This is a genomic window from Rhizobium sp. A37_96 (assembly GCF_053521765.1).
In genome coordinates, this window is the sequence record NZ_JBNWDS010000002.1 from 940,809 (window position 1) to 956,459 (window position 15,651).

Consider the following 15,651-nt stretch of genomic DNA (forward strand, 5'->3'; position numbering starts at 1 on the left):
GGCATGCCGTCCCGCTCGGGAAGCGTGCTTCCAGCATCGGCTGGCGTTCTGCTGAGGTCGGAAATCTCTCAGATGCCTCGGTGCTCGCGCATGGCGGCAAGCAGCTTTTCCGAGGTGTTGTAGCCGGACTGAAAGAGACCGAGCGCCGCCGTTGCCGCGAACTGGGCTTCGGCGCTTTTGATATCGACCCGCTTCTCCTGGCACCATTCGTCCAGCGCGTCGCGCAGGACGATGACATCCTCTGGAGAGAAGATAGAATTGCCCGTTGCAAACATTGATCGCCCTCGATTCGCGCCTCACAATACGTTAATTTTTTGTGAGCGCAAATAATATTTGCGTGACGCTTTTATGCAACGCTGCCATTTTCGATCTATTCGCCCGCAGCGTGATTTGTTTACCTAAGAATATGATATTGCTTGATTTCATGGCGAAACTGTTTTCGCCGATTTTTCCATGGCCGATGAAACCAAAACCGCTCCATCAGCGTTAATAGAGTATGACAGCTTCATGCCAAGGACGAGGTGCGACGAGAATTAGCATTCTGTTAACTGCGATATGTCTGAATTCCGATGAAAGCAGCGATTGGCAGAATGTGTTCGAGTGTAATGACAGCATGGAAGCCGGAAGCGGCGCCCATGCCACGGTGTGCAGGAAATGCCGTGAGAAGGCGTAAATGCCTCTGTTGCAGCCGAAAGAACAGGGCTGGGATGGAGGGAAGCGCTAGCCCGTTTCAGGGACGGGCAGGGTGAAATCAAGTCGCAGGTTCATCCGTCTCGAGATGTCGATGGAGACGAGAATGGCAAAGATCATATCTCTTTCGGATTGGCGATTGCGTATGCCGCCGCGCGTCCGAAAGGAGCAGGTGGAAGCAAAGATATTGTTGTTCACCGGCGTACGCTATGAACACCTGGATACGCCCGACCATCGTCCCGGAACGGGATCGAAGCGGGCAAAGGGAAAATAGCGCCCGTCATATGCGGCCCTATACGCGCCGAGGCGGCAGTCGCCGATTGCTGCGGCAAGCCGGCGGGTTTCCTATCGCACCGTCGCGACTTATGGGGATGCCTTGTCCCGCTTTCGCGGCAGCCCATGTCAGGGGCGGATTTCAGTCATTGTTAAATTCGTCGCAGCCGGCTTCCGTGAGAAACTCTCGGGCGGCGTCATCGAAGCTCGTTTGAGGCGCCATCGTGCGCAGCACTGCGTAGCCCTGGGCACGCGGCACTTCCACCAGAATCGATTGGGCGAGGGCCGGCGGCAGGGCCTTGCGGATGCCCGTCAGCTGGACGGGGGAAGCGAGAAGCAGATCCAGCGCGCCGCCGACCGACGTGCGATCGCTCATGCTGAACACTTCGTTCGACGCAGCATCGTAGACGGCGAGCGACCAGAACGGCACCTTGCCCTTGGCGATCAGGTGAACGGGCTTGTCCTCGATGTCGAACGCGCAGACGGCGGTGCGGATATAGGGATCGGTGTTGGAAAGCCCCGCCTCGTCGTCCTTGTCGTCGAGCATGTAGAAATGGTTCTCGTCGCCTTCGTCCGATACCCGCGTATAGGCGTCGCGGTCGGAAAAGTGGGGCAGCGACAATATAATGACGATATGCAGCAGCGCTGCGCCGAATATGCCGGTGAGGATTGCGAAAACAAATCTAAACATTGCCGCACCCGATCTTTTCGAGTTTCGGCATACTGAGATCGATCAGGCCGGAATTGCTGGCCGCCGGCGAATCCAGCAGTGTCCAGACCAGGCGAAAATTACCGGAGGAAGGCAAGGCGAGCCAGTTGCCCGCCTGAGCATTGGGTGAAACCGTAATGCTGAAGCTCGAGTCCGGATTGCGCAGCACAACCCACGAATTGATCGTGGAAGGGCGCCCGGCGAGCCCTTCGATCGGCCGGCCGTCATTGCCAGCGATGAACAAGGTCCAGAGCCTTGCCGGCGGTGTCTGGCCGCTGATGCGATAGCTGCAGCCTGCCGTCAGGCGCGCGCCGGCATCGTCGTCGGAAGCGGTGAATACCAGCCCCTCCGCCGTGCCGTAGAGCAGCCGTCCCGCACGGGCCCTGTGGGATTTCGCATAGGGATCCGCGTCCGCCGTCTGCATTTCCGGAAAAGCCTGCCAGGCGCCGAGCTTGATCGCGCCGAAGCCGGAGGTCGCGTCCAGCGCCAAGAGCGTGAACACGATACCGCCGCCAAAGGCGATGAGAAGCGAAAGCGCGACAAGAAGGGGAACTCGGAACACCCTGGGATCGTCCTCGTGACAAATCAGTATCGATTTATTCCTGATTCTGACCACAGGGGGAAGGGCAGGGTGCTTTCAGGCGACCTCCATACAGAGTGTCATCGATGGCCGGGCACGGCATTCCACGGTCGAAACCCCCGTCGTCATCGCCTCGTTGGCCTCTCGGCCGGTTTGGACACGACGCGGCGGATCGCCTGATATCGTCGTTGGAAAGTGGTCGGAGGGCGCCGATACGCTCTCCGTTTTCTTCCTTGCCGGGATGATCGCTATTCGGCCGTCGCCACCTTCTGCGCACCGAGCGGTGCCGCGGCTTTCAGCCGTTCACCGATATCACGCAGGATATTCGTGGAATCGACCGAGAGCGAGCGCGGACGCACGAGCGGCGGCAGCCCGCCATTGGCTGCATCCGCCGGCTTCTTGGCCGCGACGGCTTGCGGCTTCTGCACCGGGAATGGGTTGCTGATGCCCGGTATTGGCTTCAGCACGACGCCCTGATGCGCATAATCCATGATCTTCTTGAAGGTCATGGCGGGGAGCGTGCCGCCCGTCATGTTGTTCGTGGACGTGTAGTCGTCGTTGCCGAACCAGACGGCGCAGGTGTAGTTGCCGGTAAAGCCGATGAACCAGGCGTCGCGATAGGCCTGCGTGGTGCCGGTCTTGCCGCCGATCACGATGCCGTTGTCGAGCGCGGCCTTGCGGCCGGTGCCGATCACGGGAACCTGCGTCAGCATCTGGTTCATGTAGGAGGTGGCTTTTTCGCTGAGAACCCGCTTGGCGGCCGGCTCGTCGCGATTGAAATCGTAGAGCACCTTGCCGCCGTAGCTGGTGATCTGATCGATGCCGTGCCGCCGCGACTGCATGCCGTCGGCCGGAAAGACGGCGTAGGCCGTAGCCTGGTCGAGCACCGTCACTTCCGACGTGCCGATTGGAATGGTCTTGTCGTTGCGGATCGGGGTCTCCACGCCCAGGGCCTTGGCCATGTCGCGGATCGGCTGGATGCCGAACTTCTCCTTGGCGAGACGCACCGGCACCGTGTTGATCGACTGCGCGATCGCCTGCGTCAGCGTCACCTTGCCTTCGTAGCGGTTCTCGTAATTGTGCGGGCTCCAGTTGCCCCAGGTGATCGGCGCGTCGACGATGGTGGACGTCGGCGTCATGCCGTTCTCCATCGCCACGGAATAGGTATAGATCTTGAACGACGAGCCCGGCTGGCGCAGCGCCTTGGTGGCGCGGTTGAACTGGCTTTCGCCGTAATCGCTGCCACCGACCATGGCGCGCACGGCGCCGCCGTTTTCGATGATGACGCTCGCGCCCTGCTTGGCGTGGTAGCGCTCGCCGAATTCCATCAGGCTGGACTGGACGGAATCCTCGGCTGCCTTCTGCAATCCCATGTCGATGGTGGTGCGCACGATCAGCGAGCGCTCGGGGAACTTCACGGCGAGCCGCTGGACCTCATCGAAGGCCCAATCGAGGAAATAGTCGGGAGATTCGATCTGGGCGCGATCGACCACGGAGGCGGGGTTGCGCCGCGCGGCAATCACCTGGCCCTCGGTCATCAGGCCGCTTTGGACGAGATTGGACAGCACGTCGTTGGCGCGGGCGCGCGCCGCCGGCAGGTTGACATGCGGGGCATATTTCGCCGGCGCCTTGAAGAGGCCGGCCAGCATGGCCGCCTCGGCCAGGTTGACGTCGGTAATGCTCTTGCCGAAGTAGAATTGGGCGGCCGCCGCCGCGCCGAACGTGCCGCCGCCCATATAGGTGCGGTCGAGATAGAGGCTCAGGATTTCCTTCTTGGAGAGATTGGCTTCGAGCCAGATCGCCAGGAAGGCTTCCTTGATCTTGCGGTCGATGGAGCGCTCGTTGCTGAGGAAGATGTTCTTGGCGAGCTGCTGCGTCAGCGTCGAGCCGCCCTGGACGACCCCGCCCGCCTGCGCATTGACGGTCACGGCGCGGAACAGGCCGATGACGTCGATGCCGAAATGATCGAAGAAGCGCCGGTCCTCGGTCGCAAGCACGGCCTTGATGAAATAATCCGGCAACTGGTCGACCGGCACGGAATTCTCGTGAATGATGCCGCGATGGCCGATGACGTTGCCATAGCGGTCAAGGAAGGTGACGGCGAAGTTGCCGCGATTGCGCCAGTCGCCCTGCGTCGCCTCGAAGGCCGGCATGGCGAGCATCAGCATGACGACGGAGCCGGCGGCACCCAGCGTCAGGCCTTCGCCGAGCAGTTCGAAAACGATGCGTTTCCAGCCGCGCACACGGAAGCGGCGAAAGAAAATGGTGATGTCTTCCCAGGCTTCGGCAAGACGGAAACCGGCGTTCCAGAGGGTGGAGTCGATCCATGAATCAAGGCGCAGGAAGAAATAGCGTTTCCGCCGCCGCGGCTTTTCGGCCCCGCTGTCCTTCCGCGTCTCGGGCTCCGCTTTCGGCCCGTTTTCTGGATTGGATGGGTCTTCCACGCTCTACTTCCCGACCACAATATTGCTGCGTGTTTGCTTGTGGCACACGCAAAGCCCATTATCTCATAGAACGGCGAATTGAATAATTGGTTGATTTAGAGAAAAGAACAAGAGACATGCATGCCGCAGCCCGAATTCCCCCTTCCGTCGGGTGGCGAGGACGACGATGATGACAGACGAGATACCTTTCTGGAAAAGCAAGGCCCTGACGGAAATGAGCCCGTCCGAGTGGGAAAGCCTTTGCGACGGCTGTGGTCTCTGTTGTCTCAACAAGCTGGAGGAGTGGGATAGCGGCGATGTCTATTTCACCTCGATCCGCTGCAAGCTGATGGATGGCGAGAGCTGTCGTTGCACGAGCTATCCGAACCGCTGGGATTTCGTGCCGGACTGCGTTCAGCTGACGCCGGAGAAGGTGTCGGAACTGGAGTGGCTGCCGCCCACTTGCGCCTACCGCCTCGTCAATGATGGCCGCGATCTCTACTGGTGGCATCCGTTGATCTCGGGCGATCCGGAAACGGTGCATATCGCCCGTGTTTCCGCCCGCGGGCGCACGGTCAGCGAAAACGACGTCGATCTTGACGATTTCGAGGACTACGTCGTCGATTGGCCGCTGACGGTCGAAGACGACATGGAGCCTAATCCTCCGGCAAAGCCATAGATTTCGGCGCCGCGTTTCGCCATGCCCTTCGCACCAGCGTCTCGATCGCGTCCGGAGCGGCAGCGTGATGAAAAAGCCGTGTAGAGCCCTTGAGGCCCCAGCCGCCCGGCACGGCCGCAACGTGGCCAGGCATGGTCGCCAATGCCATCTGCTGCTGATCGGGTGTCAGCTTGACGACGCAGAAATCCAAACCCGGAAGGGTCATAAAGATCTTGCCCCGCACGCGAAAGTCGCGGGTTCCGAAATGAGAGCCCTCCGTCGCTTCCGGCAGGCCGAGGGCAATGGTCACGAGTTCCTCGTCCGTCATGGCGGCGATAATATCACGCTCCATAGCCACACGGTAATGGAGGCGCGCATGGCCTGCGACGAAACGGCCCCGCAAGGGAGCGGTCCGTTCATTGAATTGAACCTGCGTGCATGATATCGCGCCATGCTTCCGCATATGAACAAGGAGCCGCCGCGTGATCCGCCATATCGTCTTCTTCACCGTTCCTGATCGCGCCAACCTTGAGGAGGTTCGCTCCGGCCTCTCGATTCTGACGGCCATTCCACATGCGCGGTTGCTGGAGATCGGCGCGAACGTGAAGACCGATCAGCTCGGAACCGACGTCGATCTGGTTGTGTACGGCGAATTCGACGACGAGGCGGCGCTGGCCGCCTACAAGGCTCATCCCAACTATCAGCGCTCCATCGAGCGGGTGCGTCCGTTGCGCGAAATGCGGATCGCTGCCGACTACGAGACCAAAGCCGCCGTCCGCGAGCCGATCTGAGCGTGAAGGCCGCACCGCCCGGCCTCTCGCCAGCCATTTCAACGGGTTGAGGCTTCGGGCGGAATCGGATTGTCGCCGCCTAGATTCTTTGCCGGAGGTTCTTGAATCAACCTTTGAAGACCCGGACTCAACTCTCGAAGAAATGGCTCCAAGCGTTTCAAAGGACTCAAGGAAATCCTTGCGCTTTACCTCGGTAAAGCACGGGAAGGCCGGTTGCATCTGCTCACGGCGGCGCGACTGCTTACGTGGCGCTCATGGGGCGATGATAACCGGGAATGATTAAAAATGGCTAAGCCTGAAGCTCCCGGCATGGGCCATGCATTCGAAATCAGCTGCTTCCTGCGTATCGCCGATAGATTGTATCCAAGCCGGGCAAGGGAACGCCGGCTGGTTGCCTTTTCCGCGATCTGGCGTCTCTCGGTACAATAATTTCAAATGGTTAGACTGTGGTTTGAAGGCCTTGCCCGACCTGAGGGCCGAAAATTACAGCCCATTCATTTGCCATTCAGACGTGTTTGGGTAAATAATCGCCCAAGTTAATGTCCCTGTGGGAAGTCTGAAGCATGGCCTCATTTTCAAGCATAGCAGCGGCGGCCCTTGTCCTGGCCGGCTCGGCTGTTCTGCCGGCGCCAGCGCCGATGTCGACCCTGGTCGCTCGGGCCAACAGCGATTGCAGTGAGGCCGCCGAGGAGGTCGTTGCCAAAACTGGCGGGCAGCTTCTTTCGGCGCAACCGTCCGGCGACAGCTGCATCATCACCGTCCTCGTGCAGGGTAACGGGCAGCGCCCGCGCAAGGTAACGATGAAGGTGCCGATGTGACGCGGCGCATTTCGGGCGCAAAGATGCAATGGACCATCTAAAGCTTTGAATCTCACCGGAAATCTTATTGCTTCCGTGATTCCACTGTAGCGCGATTTACAGTACTGTTTTTCGAACCGGGGACATTGGATCCAGACATGCGCATTCTCATAGTCGAAGACGATATCAACTTGAATCGCCAGCTTGCCGAAGCCTTGAAAGAGGCGGGCTATGTGGTCGATACGGCCTTTGACGGTGAGGAAGGCCATTTTCTCGGCGATACCGAACCCTATGACGCGATCATCCTGGATATCGGCCTGCCGGAGATGGATGGCATTACCGTGCTCGAGAAATGGCGTGGCGCCGGTCGGGCCGTGCCGGTGCTGATCCTGACCGCCCGTGACCGCTGGAGCGACAAGGTCGCCGGTATCGATGCCGGCGCCGACGATTACGTTGCCAAGCCTTTCCATGTCGAGGAAGTGCTCGCCCGCATCCGCGCGTTGATCCGCCGTGCCGCCGGCCACGCCTCCTCGGAAATCGTCTGCGGTCCGGTGCGGCTCGATACCAAGAGCTCGAAGGCGACGGTGGATGGAAAGCCGCTCAAGCTCACCTCTCACGAATATCGGCTGCTTGCCTATCTCATGCATCACAAGGGCGAGGTCGTCTCGCGCACCGAGCTGGTCGAGCACATGTACGATCAGGATTTCGATCGCGATTCCAATACGATCGAGGTCTTCGTCGGTCGCCTGCGCAAGAAGATGGGCGTCGATCTGATCGAGACGGTCCGCGGTCTCGGCTATCGCATCCAAGCGCCGACCAATGCGAATTAAGTCACTTACCGCTCGCGTCCTGCTGTTGACCACGCTCTGGTCCGCCGTGGCGCTGGTGGTGATCGGCCTGGTCATCTCCAATATCTACCGCAAAAGCGCGGAGCGCGGCTTTCAGGACCTGCTGCGCGCCCAGCTCTACAACGTCATCAACTCCGTGACGATCGGCGATCAGGGGGCGCTATCGGGCAGCCCGCAGCTCGGCGACCTGCGCTTTGCGCAGCCGAAGACCGGTTGGTACTGGATGGTCGAGCCGCTCGGCACCTATACGGCGACGCCGCTGGTCTCTCCCTCGCTCGGCGCTTCGAACCTGCCGGTGCTGTCCGTGCTGGAAGCGCCCTTCGACAAGAGCTACGAGCGCTATTACATCGTCACCGACGCCTTCGGAAATCGCGTGCAGGTGGCCGAAACCGAGGTCGTGCTCGATACGGATGGCCGCGCCGCGCGCTTTCGGGTCACCGGCAATGTCGCCGTGGTCGAGGACGATGTGCGTAATTTCTCGCACAGTCTCTATTTCGCGCTCGTCGGCTTCGGTGTCGGCAGCCTCATCGTCAATGCGCTCGCCATTCTCTATGGCCTTAAGCCGCTCGACAAGGCTCGCGCCGCGCTGGAGCGCATCCGCGCCGGCGAGAGCGAGCGCCTGCAGGGCGATTTCCCGCGCGAAATCCTGCCGCTTGCCAATGAGGTCAACGCGCTGATCGAAAGCAATCGGCGTATTGTCGAGCGCGCCCGCATGCAGGTCGGCAACCTCGCCCATTCCCTGAAAACGCCGATCGCCGTGCTGCTCAACGAATCCCGCGTGCTGGAGCGCTCGCATGGCGATCTGGTGAAGAACCAGGCCGAAGCCATGCAGGGACAGGTGCAATCCTACCTCAATCGTGCCCGCATCGCCGCGCAGCGCGAATCCGTATTGGCGCGCACCGAGGCCGAACCGGCGCTGGAACGGCTTGTCCGCGTCATGCGGCGGCTGAACGCCGACAAGGAATTCGAGCTTTCCGTCTCGCCCAATCTGGCGCTCGCCATGGAGCAGCAGGATCTGGAGGAGACGGTCGGCAACCTGCTCGAAAATGCCGCCCGCTTTGCCGAGCACAAGGTGCGCGTGGTTGCAAACGAGGCGCCGTCAGAAATCAAGGGCATCGATCCGGCCCGGCGCCATTGGGTGGAACTGGTGGTTGAAGACGATGGCCCGGGCCTGGAGCCGGATCAGATCCGCGAAGCCATGAAACGAGGACGCAGGCTGGACGAGAGCAAGCCTGGCACCGGGCTCGGCCTGTCGATCGTCAGCGAGATTACCAATGAATATCAGGGCCGTTTGGAACTCTCCCGGGGTGACTGGGGCGGGCTTCGCGCGAGCCTAATTTTGCCGGGCCTGACGAAGGATGTTGCGTGAGGAACGGCATGATGCCAAAAAGGCGTTGTGGGTCATGATGATGCCGCAGCGCAGTACCTATGGTTTTGCTTTTTGATACTGGTTCGGTTGTATGAAGCTTCGTACCTTTTTCTTGATCGCCTCCTCTCTTTCTGTCGCGGTTGCGCTTTCTGGTTGTTCCACAACGGGCGGCAAGGGCAGCGGCACGAGTTTGCTTCCGTCTTCAAAGCCGCCGGCTTCCGCGACCTTCATCGACGCACTCGAAGGTGGTATCGTCGGGCGCACCGGTATCAAGCTCAGCGATAGCGACAAGCAGCGCGCACTGGAAGCGGAGTACCGGGCGCTTGAAAGCTCGCCGCTCGGCCAGCCCGTCGCCTGGAAGGGCAGGGATGCAAGTGGTGAGGTCATCGCTGCCGCACCCTATCAGGTCGGTTCCCAGAACTGCCGGCAATACACCCATACCATCACCGTCGACGACAAGCCGACGACGGCAAGGGGCGCGGCCTGTCGCAATGACGACGGCACCTGGACGCCGCTGAACTAGGGCCTTTCCTCGAAAGGGGAATTGCGCGGCAACAGCGGCCTTTGGCGGTCTCCTGCTTCGGTCGGGCAGGCAATCGCTATCGGCCTTTGCGCCGCAAAGCGCGGCCAAACGCCTCAAATCTTCGTCAGAAGGCCTTTCCCGGTTGGAATAAGCGCCCCGTTAAAGTATTGGGCGTGTATGCTGTTCTGGATTCTCGTGGCCGTTCTCACGGCGGTTGTCGGCGCTGTATTGCTCTATCCTCTTCTGCGTGGCGCAAAGGAGGCGGGTGACTGTCGTTCCGGTGAGGCCGAAGTCTATCGTGACCAGCTGCGCGAACTGGATCGCGATCTTGCCGGCGGCCTGATCTCCGCGCAGGAGGCCGGCTACGCCCGCGCCGAAATCGGCCGGCGTCTGATCGCCGTCGCCAAGGACGAGAAGGCGGAAGCGAAGTCGTCCGCGGGCAGCAGTTATCGTCTCGCCCAGGCCTTTATCATCGTCATCCTTCCGGCCGTGGGGCTCTGTCTCTATCTTGCGAACGGCGATCCCGGCCTGCCGGCGCAGCCGCTGGACGCCCGGCTGGAAAAACCCGGAAACGATCTCGCCATCTCGATCGTCAAGATCGAGCAGCATCTGGCGAAGAACCCGGATGATGCCAAGGGCTGGGAGGTCCTGGCGCCGATCTATTTCAAGACCAACCGTGTCGGCGATGCCGAGCTTGCCTACCGCAATGTCATCCGCCTGCTGGGGCCGAACGCGGCACGCCTTGGCGATCTGGGCGAAGTCCTTGTCGTCAAGGCCGATGGCGTGGTGACCGCGGAGGCGCGCAGCGTGCTGCAGCAATCGCTGGCGCTCGACGCCGCCAATCCGCGCACGCTTTTCTATCTGGCGCTGGCGCTGGAACAGGAGGGCAAGGCAGCCGATGCGAAGACCGCTTTCGAGGCCCTTGCGAAACAGTCGCCGCCGGATGCCCCCTGGCTCGCCGCCGTCGACGAACACATCGTCAAGAATGGCGGCCAGCCGATGGCATCCGCGAATGTGAACGCACCGGGCAATCCGACTGCGCAGGACGTGGCGGCAGCCAATGCGCTGAGCAGCGGCGATCGTCAGCAGATGATCCGCGGCATGGTCGATAGCCTCGATGCCAAGCTCAAGGAAGATCCGAACAATTTCGAAGGCTGGATGCGGCTGATCCGCTCCTATGCCGTGCTGAACGACAGGGATCGGGCCGTGGATGCGCTGAAGCGCGGCCTTGCGGCTTTTCCGGCCGATGGAGGGCAGGGCCAGCAGCTTCTGGCGCTGGCGAAGGAATTGGGACTGCCGACGGAGGTGACGCAGCAATGACCCGCAAGCAGAAACGTCTGGCCGTGATCGCCGGCGGCATGGGTTTTATCGCCGCCGCCGTGTTGCTCGTGCTGTTCGCCTTCAGCCAATCGGTCGCCTATTTCTACATGCCGGCCGATCTCGCCAAGACCCCGGTCAATGCCGGTACGCTGATCCGTCTCGGCGGCCTTGTCGGCCAAGGGTCCGTCGTGCGCGGTCAGGGCACGCAGGTTCAGTTCTCGGTCACCGACGGCACCGATACGATCAAGGTGAGGTTCGACGGTATTCTGCCCGATCTCTTCCGCGAGGGGCAGGGCGTGGTGACCGAAGGCAAGTTCGAACCGGGCAGCGATGTTTTCGTTGCCGACAGCGTGCTGGCCAAGCATGATGAGCGCTACATGCCGAAGCAGGTCGCCGACAAGCTGAAGGCCGATGGCGTGTGGAAGGGCGAGGAGGCCACCCAATGATCATCGAGCTCGGACATTATGCCCTGGTGCTGGCGCTCGCGACTGCGCTCATCGTCTCCATTCTGCCTGTCGTCGGCGCGCGCCGCGGCGACGTGTCGATGATGGATATTGCCCCGGTCGGCGCGATCGTGATGTTCCTGCTCGTCGCTTTTTCCTTCGGCGTCCTGACCTATGCCTATGTCGCCTCCGATTTTTCCGTACTGAACGTCTGGGCCAATTCCCATTCGCTGATGCCGCTGATCTTCAAGATTTCTGGCGTCTGGGGCAATCACGAGGGATCGATGATGCTCTGGCTGCTGATCCTGGTGCTGTTCAGCGCGCTCGTCGCGCTGTTCGGGCGCAATCTGCCCGATGTGCTGCGCGCCAATGTGCTTGCCGTGCAGTCCTGGATCTCCTCGGCCTTCCTGGTCTTCATCCTGCTGACCTCCAACCCCTTCATCCGCCTCGACCCGGCCCCGGCCGAGGGCAAGGACCTCAATCCCGTCCTGCAGGATATTGGCCTGGCGATCCATCCGCCCTTGCTCTACCTGGGCTACGTCGGCTTCTCCGTCTGTTTCTCTTTCGCCGTCGCCGCACTTCTGGAAGGCCGCATCGATGCCGCCTGGGCGCGGTGGGTCCGTCCATGGACGCTGGCCGCCTGGAGCTTCCTGACGCTTGGCATCGCCATGGGCTCCTACTGGGCCTATTACGAGCTCGGCTGGGGCGGCTGGTGGTTCTGGGATCCGGTGGAAAACGCCTCCTTCATGCCGTGGCTTGCCGGCACGGCGCTGCTTCATTCGGCGCTCGTCATGGAAAAGCGCGACGCCCTGAAGATCTGGACGGTGCTGCTGGCGATCCTGACCTTCTCCCTGTCGCTGCTCGGCACCTTCCTTGTCCGCTCCGGCGTGCTCACCTCGGTGCATTCCTTTGCCAGCGATCCGACGCGCGGCATCTTCATTCTCTGCATTCTTCTGATCTTTATCGGCGGAGCGTTGACGCTGTTCGCCCTGCGTGCGCCCAAGCTTGCCGCCGGTGGATTGTTCGCGCCGATCTCGCGCGAGGGCGCGCTGGTGCTGAACAACCTGATCCTCACGGTCGCCTGCGGTACGGTTTTGACCGGCACGCTCTATCCGCTGGCGCTCGAAACGCTCACCGGCGACAAGATTTCCGTCGGCCCGCCCTTCTTCAACATGACGTTCGGCTTGCTGATGACGCCGATCCTCCTTGCCGTGCCGTTCGGCCCGCTGCTCGCCTGGAAGCGGGGTGACTTGCTCGGCGCCTTGCAACGGCTCTACGTCGTGGCGGGGCTTGCCTTTATCGCCGGTCTGGTCCTCTTTTACGTCAGGCATGGCGGTCCGGTGCTCGCCATACTCGGCCTTGCTGCCGGCTTCTTCTTGATTTTTGGCGCGGTGGCCGATCTCTGGTATCGCGCCGGCATCGGCAAGGTGGCGCTGAACGTTGCCTGGCGCCGCCTGAGTGGGTTGCCGCGTTCCGCCTTCGGCACGGCGCTGGCCCATGCGGGCCTGGGCATCACCGTGCTCGGCATTATTGCGGTGACCACATTCGAGGGCGAGAACATCACCAGCATGAAACCGGGAGAGACGGCGGAGCTTGGCGGCTATAGCCTTCGCTTCGACGGTATGCAGCCGGGTGTCGGCCCCAATTTCACCGAGGATCGTGCCCATTTCACCGTGAGCCGCGGCGGGGTCGCCTTCAGCGAAGTGTCGTCTTCCAAACGCGTCTTCACCGCGAGCCGGACGGGAACCACCGAAGCCGGCATTCTCACGCTCGGTCTCAGCCAGCTTTATGTGTCGATCGGTGATGCCAGCAAGGATGGCGGCATGGTCGTTCGCATCTGGTGGAAGCCCTTCATTCTCTGCATCTGGATGGGCGCGCTCGTCATGGCGATCGGCGGCTTCGTGTCGCTCAGCGACCGTCGCCTGCGCGTTGGCGCGCCAAGCCGCAAGGCAAAGCCGGTTCGCCCGGCGATGGAGCCGGCCGAATGAGCAGGCGGCTCAAATCTCTTGACATGGCGGCAAGGCGCCTGGGCGGCTTCACGCGTCTCTGCCTCTGCCTTGTCGCGCTGCTGGCGCCGCTATCCGCCTTCGCCGTCAATCCGGACGAGGTTCTGTCCGATCCGGCCCTGGAAGCGCGGGCGCGCACGATCTCCGCCGAACTGCGCTGCATGGTCTGCCAGAACCAGTCCATCGACGATTCCAATGCCGATCTTGCCCGCGACCTGCGCCTGCTCGTGCGCACGCGCCTCACCGACGGCGACACCGATCAGCAGGTGCTGGATTACATCGTCTCCCGCTATGGCGAATTTGTCCTGCTGAAGCCGCGCTTCAGTGAAAAGACGCTCATACTCTGGGGCGCTCCGGTCGCGCTCTTCGTGGTCGGGGGATTGGCGCTTGCCGTCTACGCGCGCCGCCGTGCCGGCAAGCCCACCGGCAAGCCCCTCAGCGCCGAAGAAGAGGCGCAATTGAACGAGATCCTGGAAAAGTGACGCGGCCGTCATTTTCCTTCACGCCGCTGCAATCATTTCCTTACATTACGAATTTTTCATGGGGCGGACAGTTCGCTGTAAGGTGTCGTGCCCTATATCTTTATCATGACGCACCATAGCCGGTTCCCCCGGCACAAATCCGACGAGAAAAGAGAAGGTAACTCGCATATGTTCAGGAATATCAAGGACACCCTGTCTCGCAGCACCGCTATGAAGGCTACCGCCGTCGCCGGCCTCGCTGTCGCTGCCCTGGCCATGGGTGTTCCGGCCGAAGTCAGCCGTTCCTATGCCGATGCCGTCAATGTCCAGGCTCCGCAGGTTCCGAGCTTCGCCAACGTGGTGGACGCCGTTTCCCCGGCCGTCGTCTCCGTTCGTGTCGAATCCCGAGTGAATCCGGTCGCCGATGATGACGACTCCTTTGGCCTCGGCCGCGGCTTTGACGATCTTCCCGACGATCACCCCCTGAAGAAGTTCTTCCGCCAGTTCGAGCAGCAGCAGGGTCGCGGCCCGCAGCATGGCCAGAACCAGCAGAAGAATTCCGACGACAAGGGCCGCCTGCGCCCGGTCGCCCAGGGCTCGGGCTTCTTCGTCTCGGAAGATGGCTACATCGTCACCAACAACCACGTCGTTTCCGACGGCGCTGCCTTCGTCGTCGTTCTCAACGACGGCACTGAGCTTGACGCCAAGCTTGTCGGCAAGGATTCCCGTACCGACCTCGCCGTACTGAAGGTCGACGGCAAGGGCAAGAAGTTCACCTATGTCGACTGGGCCGATGACGCCAAGGTCCGCGTCGGCGATTGGGTCGTTGCCGTCGGCAACCCCTTCGGCCTTGGCGGCACCGTGACGGCGGGTATCGTGTCGGCTCGCGGCCGCGATATCCATTCCGGTCCCTACGATGATTACATCCAGATCGATGCGCCGGTGAACAAGGGCAACTCCGGTGGCCCGACCTTCAACCTCAACGGCCAGGTGGTGGGCATCAATACCGCCATCTTCTCGCAGTCGGGCGGCAGCGTCGGCATCGCGTTTGCAATTCCGGCAACGACCGCCAAGGATGTCGTTACCGACCTGATCAAGACCGGCACCGTCTCGCGCGGCTGGCTCGGCGTACAGATCCAGCCCGTCACCAAGGATATCGCCGAATCCCTCGGCCTTTCCGAAGCGAGCGGCGCGTTGGTCGTTTCTCCGCAGGATGGCTCTCCGGGCCAGAAGGCCGGCATCAAGAACGGCGACGTCGTCACGGCCGTCAACGGCGATACGGTCAAGGATCCGCGCGATCTCGCTCGTCGCATCGGTGCCATGCAGCCGGGCTCCAAGGTCGAGGTCTCGCTGTGGCGTGCCGGCAAGTCGCAATCGGTCACGGTCGAACTCGGCAGCCTGCCGGCCGATCAGAACCAGGCCTCCGATGACGACTCGCAGCCGAACCAGCCGCAGCAGCCGTCCTCGGAAAAGGCTCTGGCCGATCTCGGCCTGACCGTCGGCCCCTCCGACGATGGCAAGGGTGTTGCGATCACCGCCGTCGATCCCGATTCCGATGCCGCCGACAAGGGCGTGAAGGAAGGCGAGAAGATCACTTCGGTCAACAACCAGCAGGTCTCGAACGCCGGCGACATCGCCAAGGTCATCGAGCAGGCGAAGAAGGACGGCCGCACGCGCGCCCTGTTCCAGATTCAGTCCGGTGATGGCAGCCGCTTCGTCGCGTTGCCGATCAATGCAGGTTGATCTCTTCAGACGATAGA

Annotated in this window: 17 protein-coding genes; 12 read left to right on the forward strand and 5 right to left on the reverse strand. The window is 61.7% G+C overall.

The features are described from left to right. Positions 1-68: 68 nt before the first annotated feature. Entirely contained in the window at positions 69-275 is a 207-nt protein-coding gene (locus ACQZ6J_RS11065) for a hypothetical protein (protein ID WP_163991432.1), read from the reverse strand. A 521-nt stretch (positions 276-796) separates the two neighbouring features. On the opposite strand from ACQZ6J_RS11065, the gene ACQZ6J_RS11070 reads away from it, so the two are divergent. Next, positions 797-964 carry a hypothetical protein gene (locus ACQZ6J_RS11070; RefSeq protein WP_204326785.1) on the forward strand — a complete coding sequence of 56 codons (168 nt, stop codon included), beginning with the start codon at positions 797-799 and terminating at the stop codon, positions 962-964. A gap of 141 nt (positions 965-1,105) precedes the next feature. On the opposite strand, the gene ACQZ6J_RS11075 is transcribed toward ACQZ6J_RS11070, so the two are convergent. The 3 genes from ACQZ6J_RS11075 to ACQZ6J_RS11085 form a co-directional block, all read right to left on the reverse strand. Then, positions 1,106-1,654 carry a DUF1254 domain-containing protein gene (locus ACQZ6J_RS11075; RefSeq protein WP_449083990.1) on the reverse strand — a complete coding sequence of 183 codons (549 nt, stop codon included), beginning with the start codon at positions 1,652-1,654 and terminating at the stop codon, positions 1,106-1,108. Further along, positions 1,647-2,234 (reverse strand): DUF1214 domain-containing protein, encoded by a 588-nt coding sequence (locus ACQZ6J_RS11080; RefSeq protein WP_449083992.1) that lies wholly within the window; start codon positions 2,232-2,234, stop codon positions 1,647-1,649. The genes ACQZ6J_RS11075 and ACQZ6J_RS11080 overlap by 8 nt, the downstream gene beginning before the upstream one ends. 266 nt (positions 2,235-2,500) lie before the next feature. Beyond that, positions 2,501-4,696 carry a transglycosylase domain-containing protein gene (locus ACQZ6J_RS11085; RefSeq protein ID WP_449083994.1) on the reverse strand — a complete coding sequence of 732 codons (2,196 nt, stop codon included), beginning with the start codon at positions 4,694-4,696 and terminating at the stop codon, positions 2,501-2,503. A gap of 169 nt (positions 4,697-4,865) precedes the next feature. On the opposite strand from ACQZ6J_RS11085, the gene ACQZ6J_RS11090 reads away from it, so the two are divergent. Then, entirely contained in the window at positions 4,866-5,354 is a 489-nt protein-coding gene (locus tag ACQZ6J_RS11090; RefSeq protein WP_449083996.1) for a YcgN family cysteine cluster protein, read from the forward strand. Here the strand turns inward: ACQZ6J_RS11090 and ACQZ6J_RS11095 are convergent. Beyond that, on the reverse strand, positions 5,332-5,661 hold the full coding sequence (locus ACQZ6J_RS11095; protein ID WP_449084171.1) for an MmcQ/YjbR family DNA-binding protein: 330 nt from the start codon (positions 5,659-5,661) through the stop codon (positions 5,332-5,334). The two genes, ACQZ6J_RS11090 and ACQZ6J_RS11095, sit on opposite strands and share 23 nt — an antisense overlap. Before the next feature lie 154 nt (positions 5,662-5,815). Between ACQZ6J_RS11095 and ACQZ6J_RS11100 the strand changes: the two genes are divergently transcribed. From ACQZ6J_RS11100 to ACQZ6J_RS11145, 10 genes are all read left to right on the forward strand, one after another. Next, entirely contained in the window at positions 5,816-6,124 is a 309-nt protein-coding gene (locus ACQZ6J_RS11100) for a Dabb family protein (protein ID WP_163991424.1), read from the forward strand. A 563-nt stretch (positions 6,125-6,687) separates the two neighbouring features. Next, positions 6,688-6,942 (forward strand): hypothetical protein, encoded by a 255-nt coding sequence (locus ACQZ6J_RS11105; RefSeq protein WP_163991422.1) that lies wholly within the window; start codon positions 6,688-6,690, stop codon positions 6,940-6,942. A gap of 137 nt (positions 6,943-7,079) precedes the next feature. Further along, a complete protein-coding gene (locus tag ACQZ6J_RS11110) occupies positions 7,080-7,751 on the forward strand; it encodes a response regulator transcription factor (protein WP_047627335.1) in 672 nt (223 codons plus the stop codon). Further along, positions 7,741-9,138 (forward strand): ATP-binding protein, encoded by a 1,398-nt coding sequence (locus ACQZ6J_RS11115; RefSeq protein WP_163991420.1) that lies wholly within the window; start codon positions 7,741-7,743, stop codon positions 9,136-9,138. The genes ACQZ6J_RS11110 and ACQZ6J_RS11115 overlap by 11 nt, the downstream gene beginning before the upstream one ends. 91 nt (positions 9,139-9,229) lie before the next feature. After that, positions 9,230-9,661, forward strand: a complete 432-nt coding sequence (locus tag ACQZ6J_RS11120) for a hypothetical protein (RefSeq protein WP_163991418.1) — start codon at positions 9,230-9,232, stop codon at positions 9,659-9,661. Between the two features lie 177 nt (positions 9,662-9,838). Continuing rightward, positions 9,839-10,981, forward strand: a complete 1,143-nt coding sequence (ccmI, locus tag ACQZ6J_RS11125) for a c-type cytochrome biogenesis protein CcmI (RefSeq protein ID WP_449084000.1) — start codon at positions 9,839-9,841, stop codon at positions 10,979-10,981. Continuing rightward, positions 10,978-11,427, forward strand: a complete 450-nt coding sequence (gene ccmE / locus ACQZ6J_RS11130; RefSeq protein ID WP_163991414.1) for a cytochrome c maturation protein CcmE — start codon at positions 10,978-10,980, stop codon at positions 11,425-11,427. Before ccmI ends, ccmE begins: the two co-directional genes overlap by 4 nt. Next, entirely contained in the window at positions 11,424-13,412 is a 1,989-nt protein-coding gene (locus ACQZ6J_RS11135) for a heme lyase CcmF/NrfE family subunit (RefSeq protein ID WP_449084002.1), read from the forward strand. Before ccmE ends, ACQZ6J_RS11135 begins: the two co-directional genes overlap by 4 nt. 23 nt (positions 13,413-13,435) lie before the next feature. After that, positions 13,436-13,912, forward strand: a complete 477-nt coding sequence (locus tag ACQZ6J_RS11140; protein WP_449084172.1) for a cytochrome c-type biogenesis protein — start codon at positions 13,436-13,438, stop codon at positions 13,910-13,912. A gap of 168 nt (positions 13,913-14,080) precedes the next feature. Beyond that, positions 14,081-15,634: a Do family serine endopeptidase gene (locus ACQZ6J_RS11145; protein ID WP_163991410.1), complete on the forward strand. Its 1,554-nt coding sequence runs from the start codon at positions 14,081-14,083 to the stop codon at positions 15,632-15,634. Positions 15,635-15,651: the final 17 nt, after the last annotated feature.

Excerpts from the sequence above, each read along its gene's own strand:
- ACQZ6J_RS11065 (WP_163991432.1), bottom strand. The coding sequence starts at position 275 with ATGTTTGCAACGGGCAATTCTATCTTCTCTCCAGAGGATGTCATCGTC.
- ACQZ6J_RS11070 (WP_204326785.1), top strand. The coding sequence starts at position 797 with ATGGCAAAGATCATATCTCTTTCGGATTGGCGATTGCGTATGCCGCCG.
- ACQZ6J_RS11075 (WP_449083990.1), bottom strand. The coding sequence starts at position 1,654 with ATGTTTAGATTTGTTTTCGCAATCCTCACCGGCATATTCGGCGCAGCG.
- ACQZ6J_RS11090 (WP_449083996.1), top strand. The coding sequence starts at position 4,866 with ATGACAGACGAGATACCTTTCTGGAAAAGCAAGGCCCTGACGGAAATG.
- ACQZ6J_RS11095 (WP_449084171.1), bottom strand. The coding sequence starts at position 5,661 with ATGACGGACGAGGAACTCGTGACCATTGCCCTCGGCCTGCCGGAAGCG.
- ACQZ6J_RS11105 (WP_163991422.1), top strand. The coding sequence starts at position 6,688 with ATGGCCTCATTTTCAAGCATAGCAGCGGCGGCCCTTGTCCTGGCCGGC.
- ACQZ6J_RS11110 (WP_047627335.1), top strand. The coding sequence starts at position 7,080 with ATGCGCATTCTCATAGTCGAAGACGATATCAACTTGAATCGCCAGCTT.
- ACQZ6J_RS11115 (WP_163991420.1), top strand. The coding sequence starts at position 7,741 with ATGCGAATTAAGTCACTTACCGCTCGCGTCCTGCTGTTGACCACGCTC.
- ACQZ6J_RS11120 (WP_163991418.1), top strand. The coding sequence starts at position 9,230 with ATGAAGCTTCGTACCTTTTTCTTGATCGCCTCCTCTCTTTCTGTCGCG.
- ccmI (WP_449084000.1), top strand. The coding sequence starts at position 9,839 with ATGCTGTTCTGGATTCTCGTGGCCGTTCTCACGGCGGTTGTCGGCGCT.
- ccmE (WP_163991414.1), top strand. The coding sequence starts at position 10,978 with ATGACCCGCAAGCAGAAACGTCTGGCCGTGATCGCCGGCGGCATGGGT.
- ACQZ6J_RS11135 (WP_449084002.1), top strand. The coding sequence starts at position 11,424 with ATGATCATCGAGCTCGGACATTATGCCCTGGTGCTGGCGCTCGCGACT.
- ACQZ6J_RS11140 (WP_449084172.1), top strand. The coding sequence starts at position 13,436 with ATGGCGGCAAGGCGCCTGGGCGGCTTCACGCGTCTCTGCCTCTGCCTT.
- ACQZ6J_RS11145 (WP_163991410.1), top strand. The coding sequence starts at position 14,081 with ATGTTCAGGAATATCAAGGACACCCTGTCTCGCAGCACCGCTATGAAG.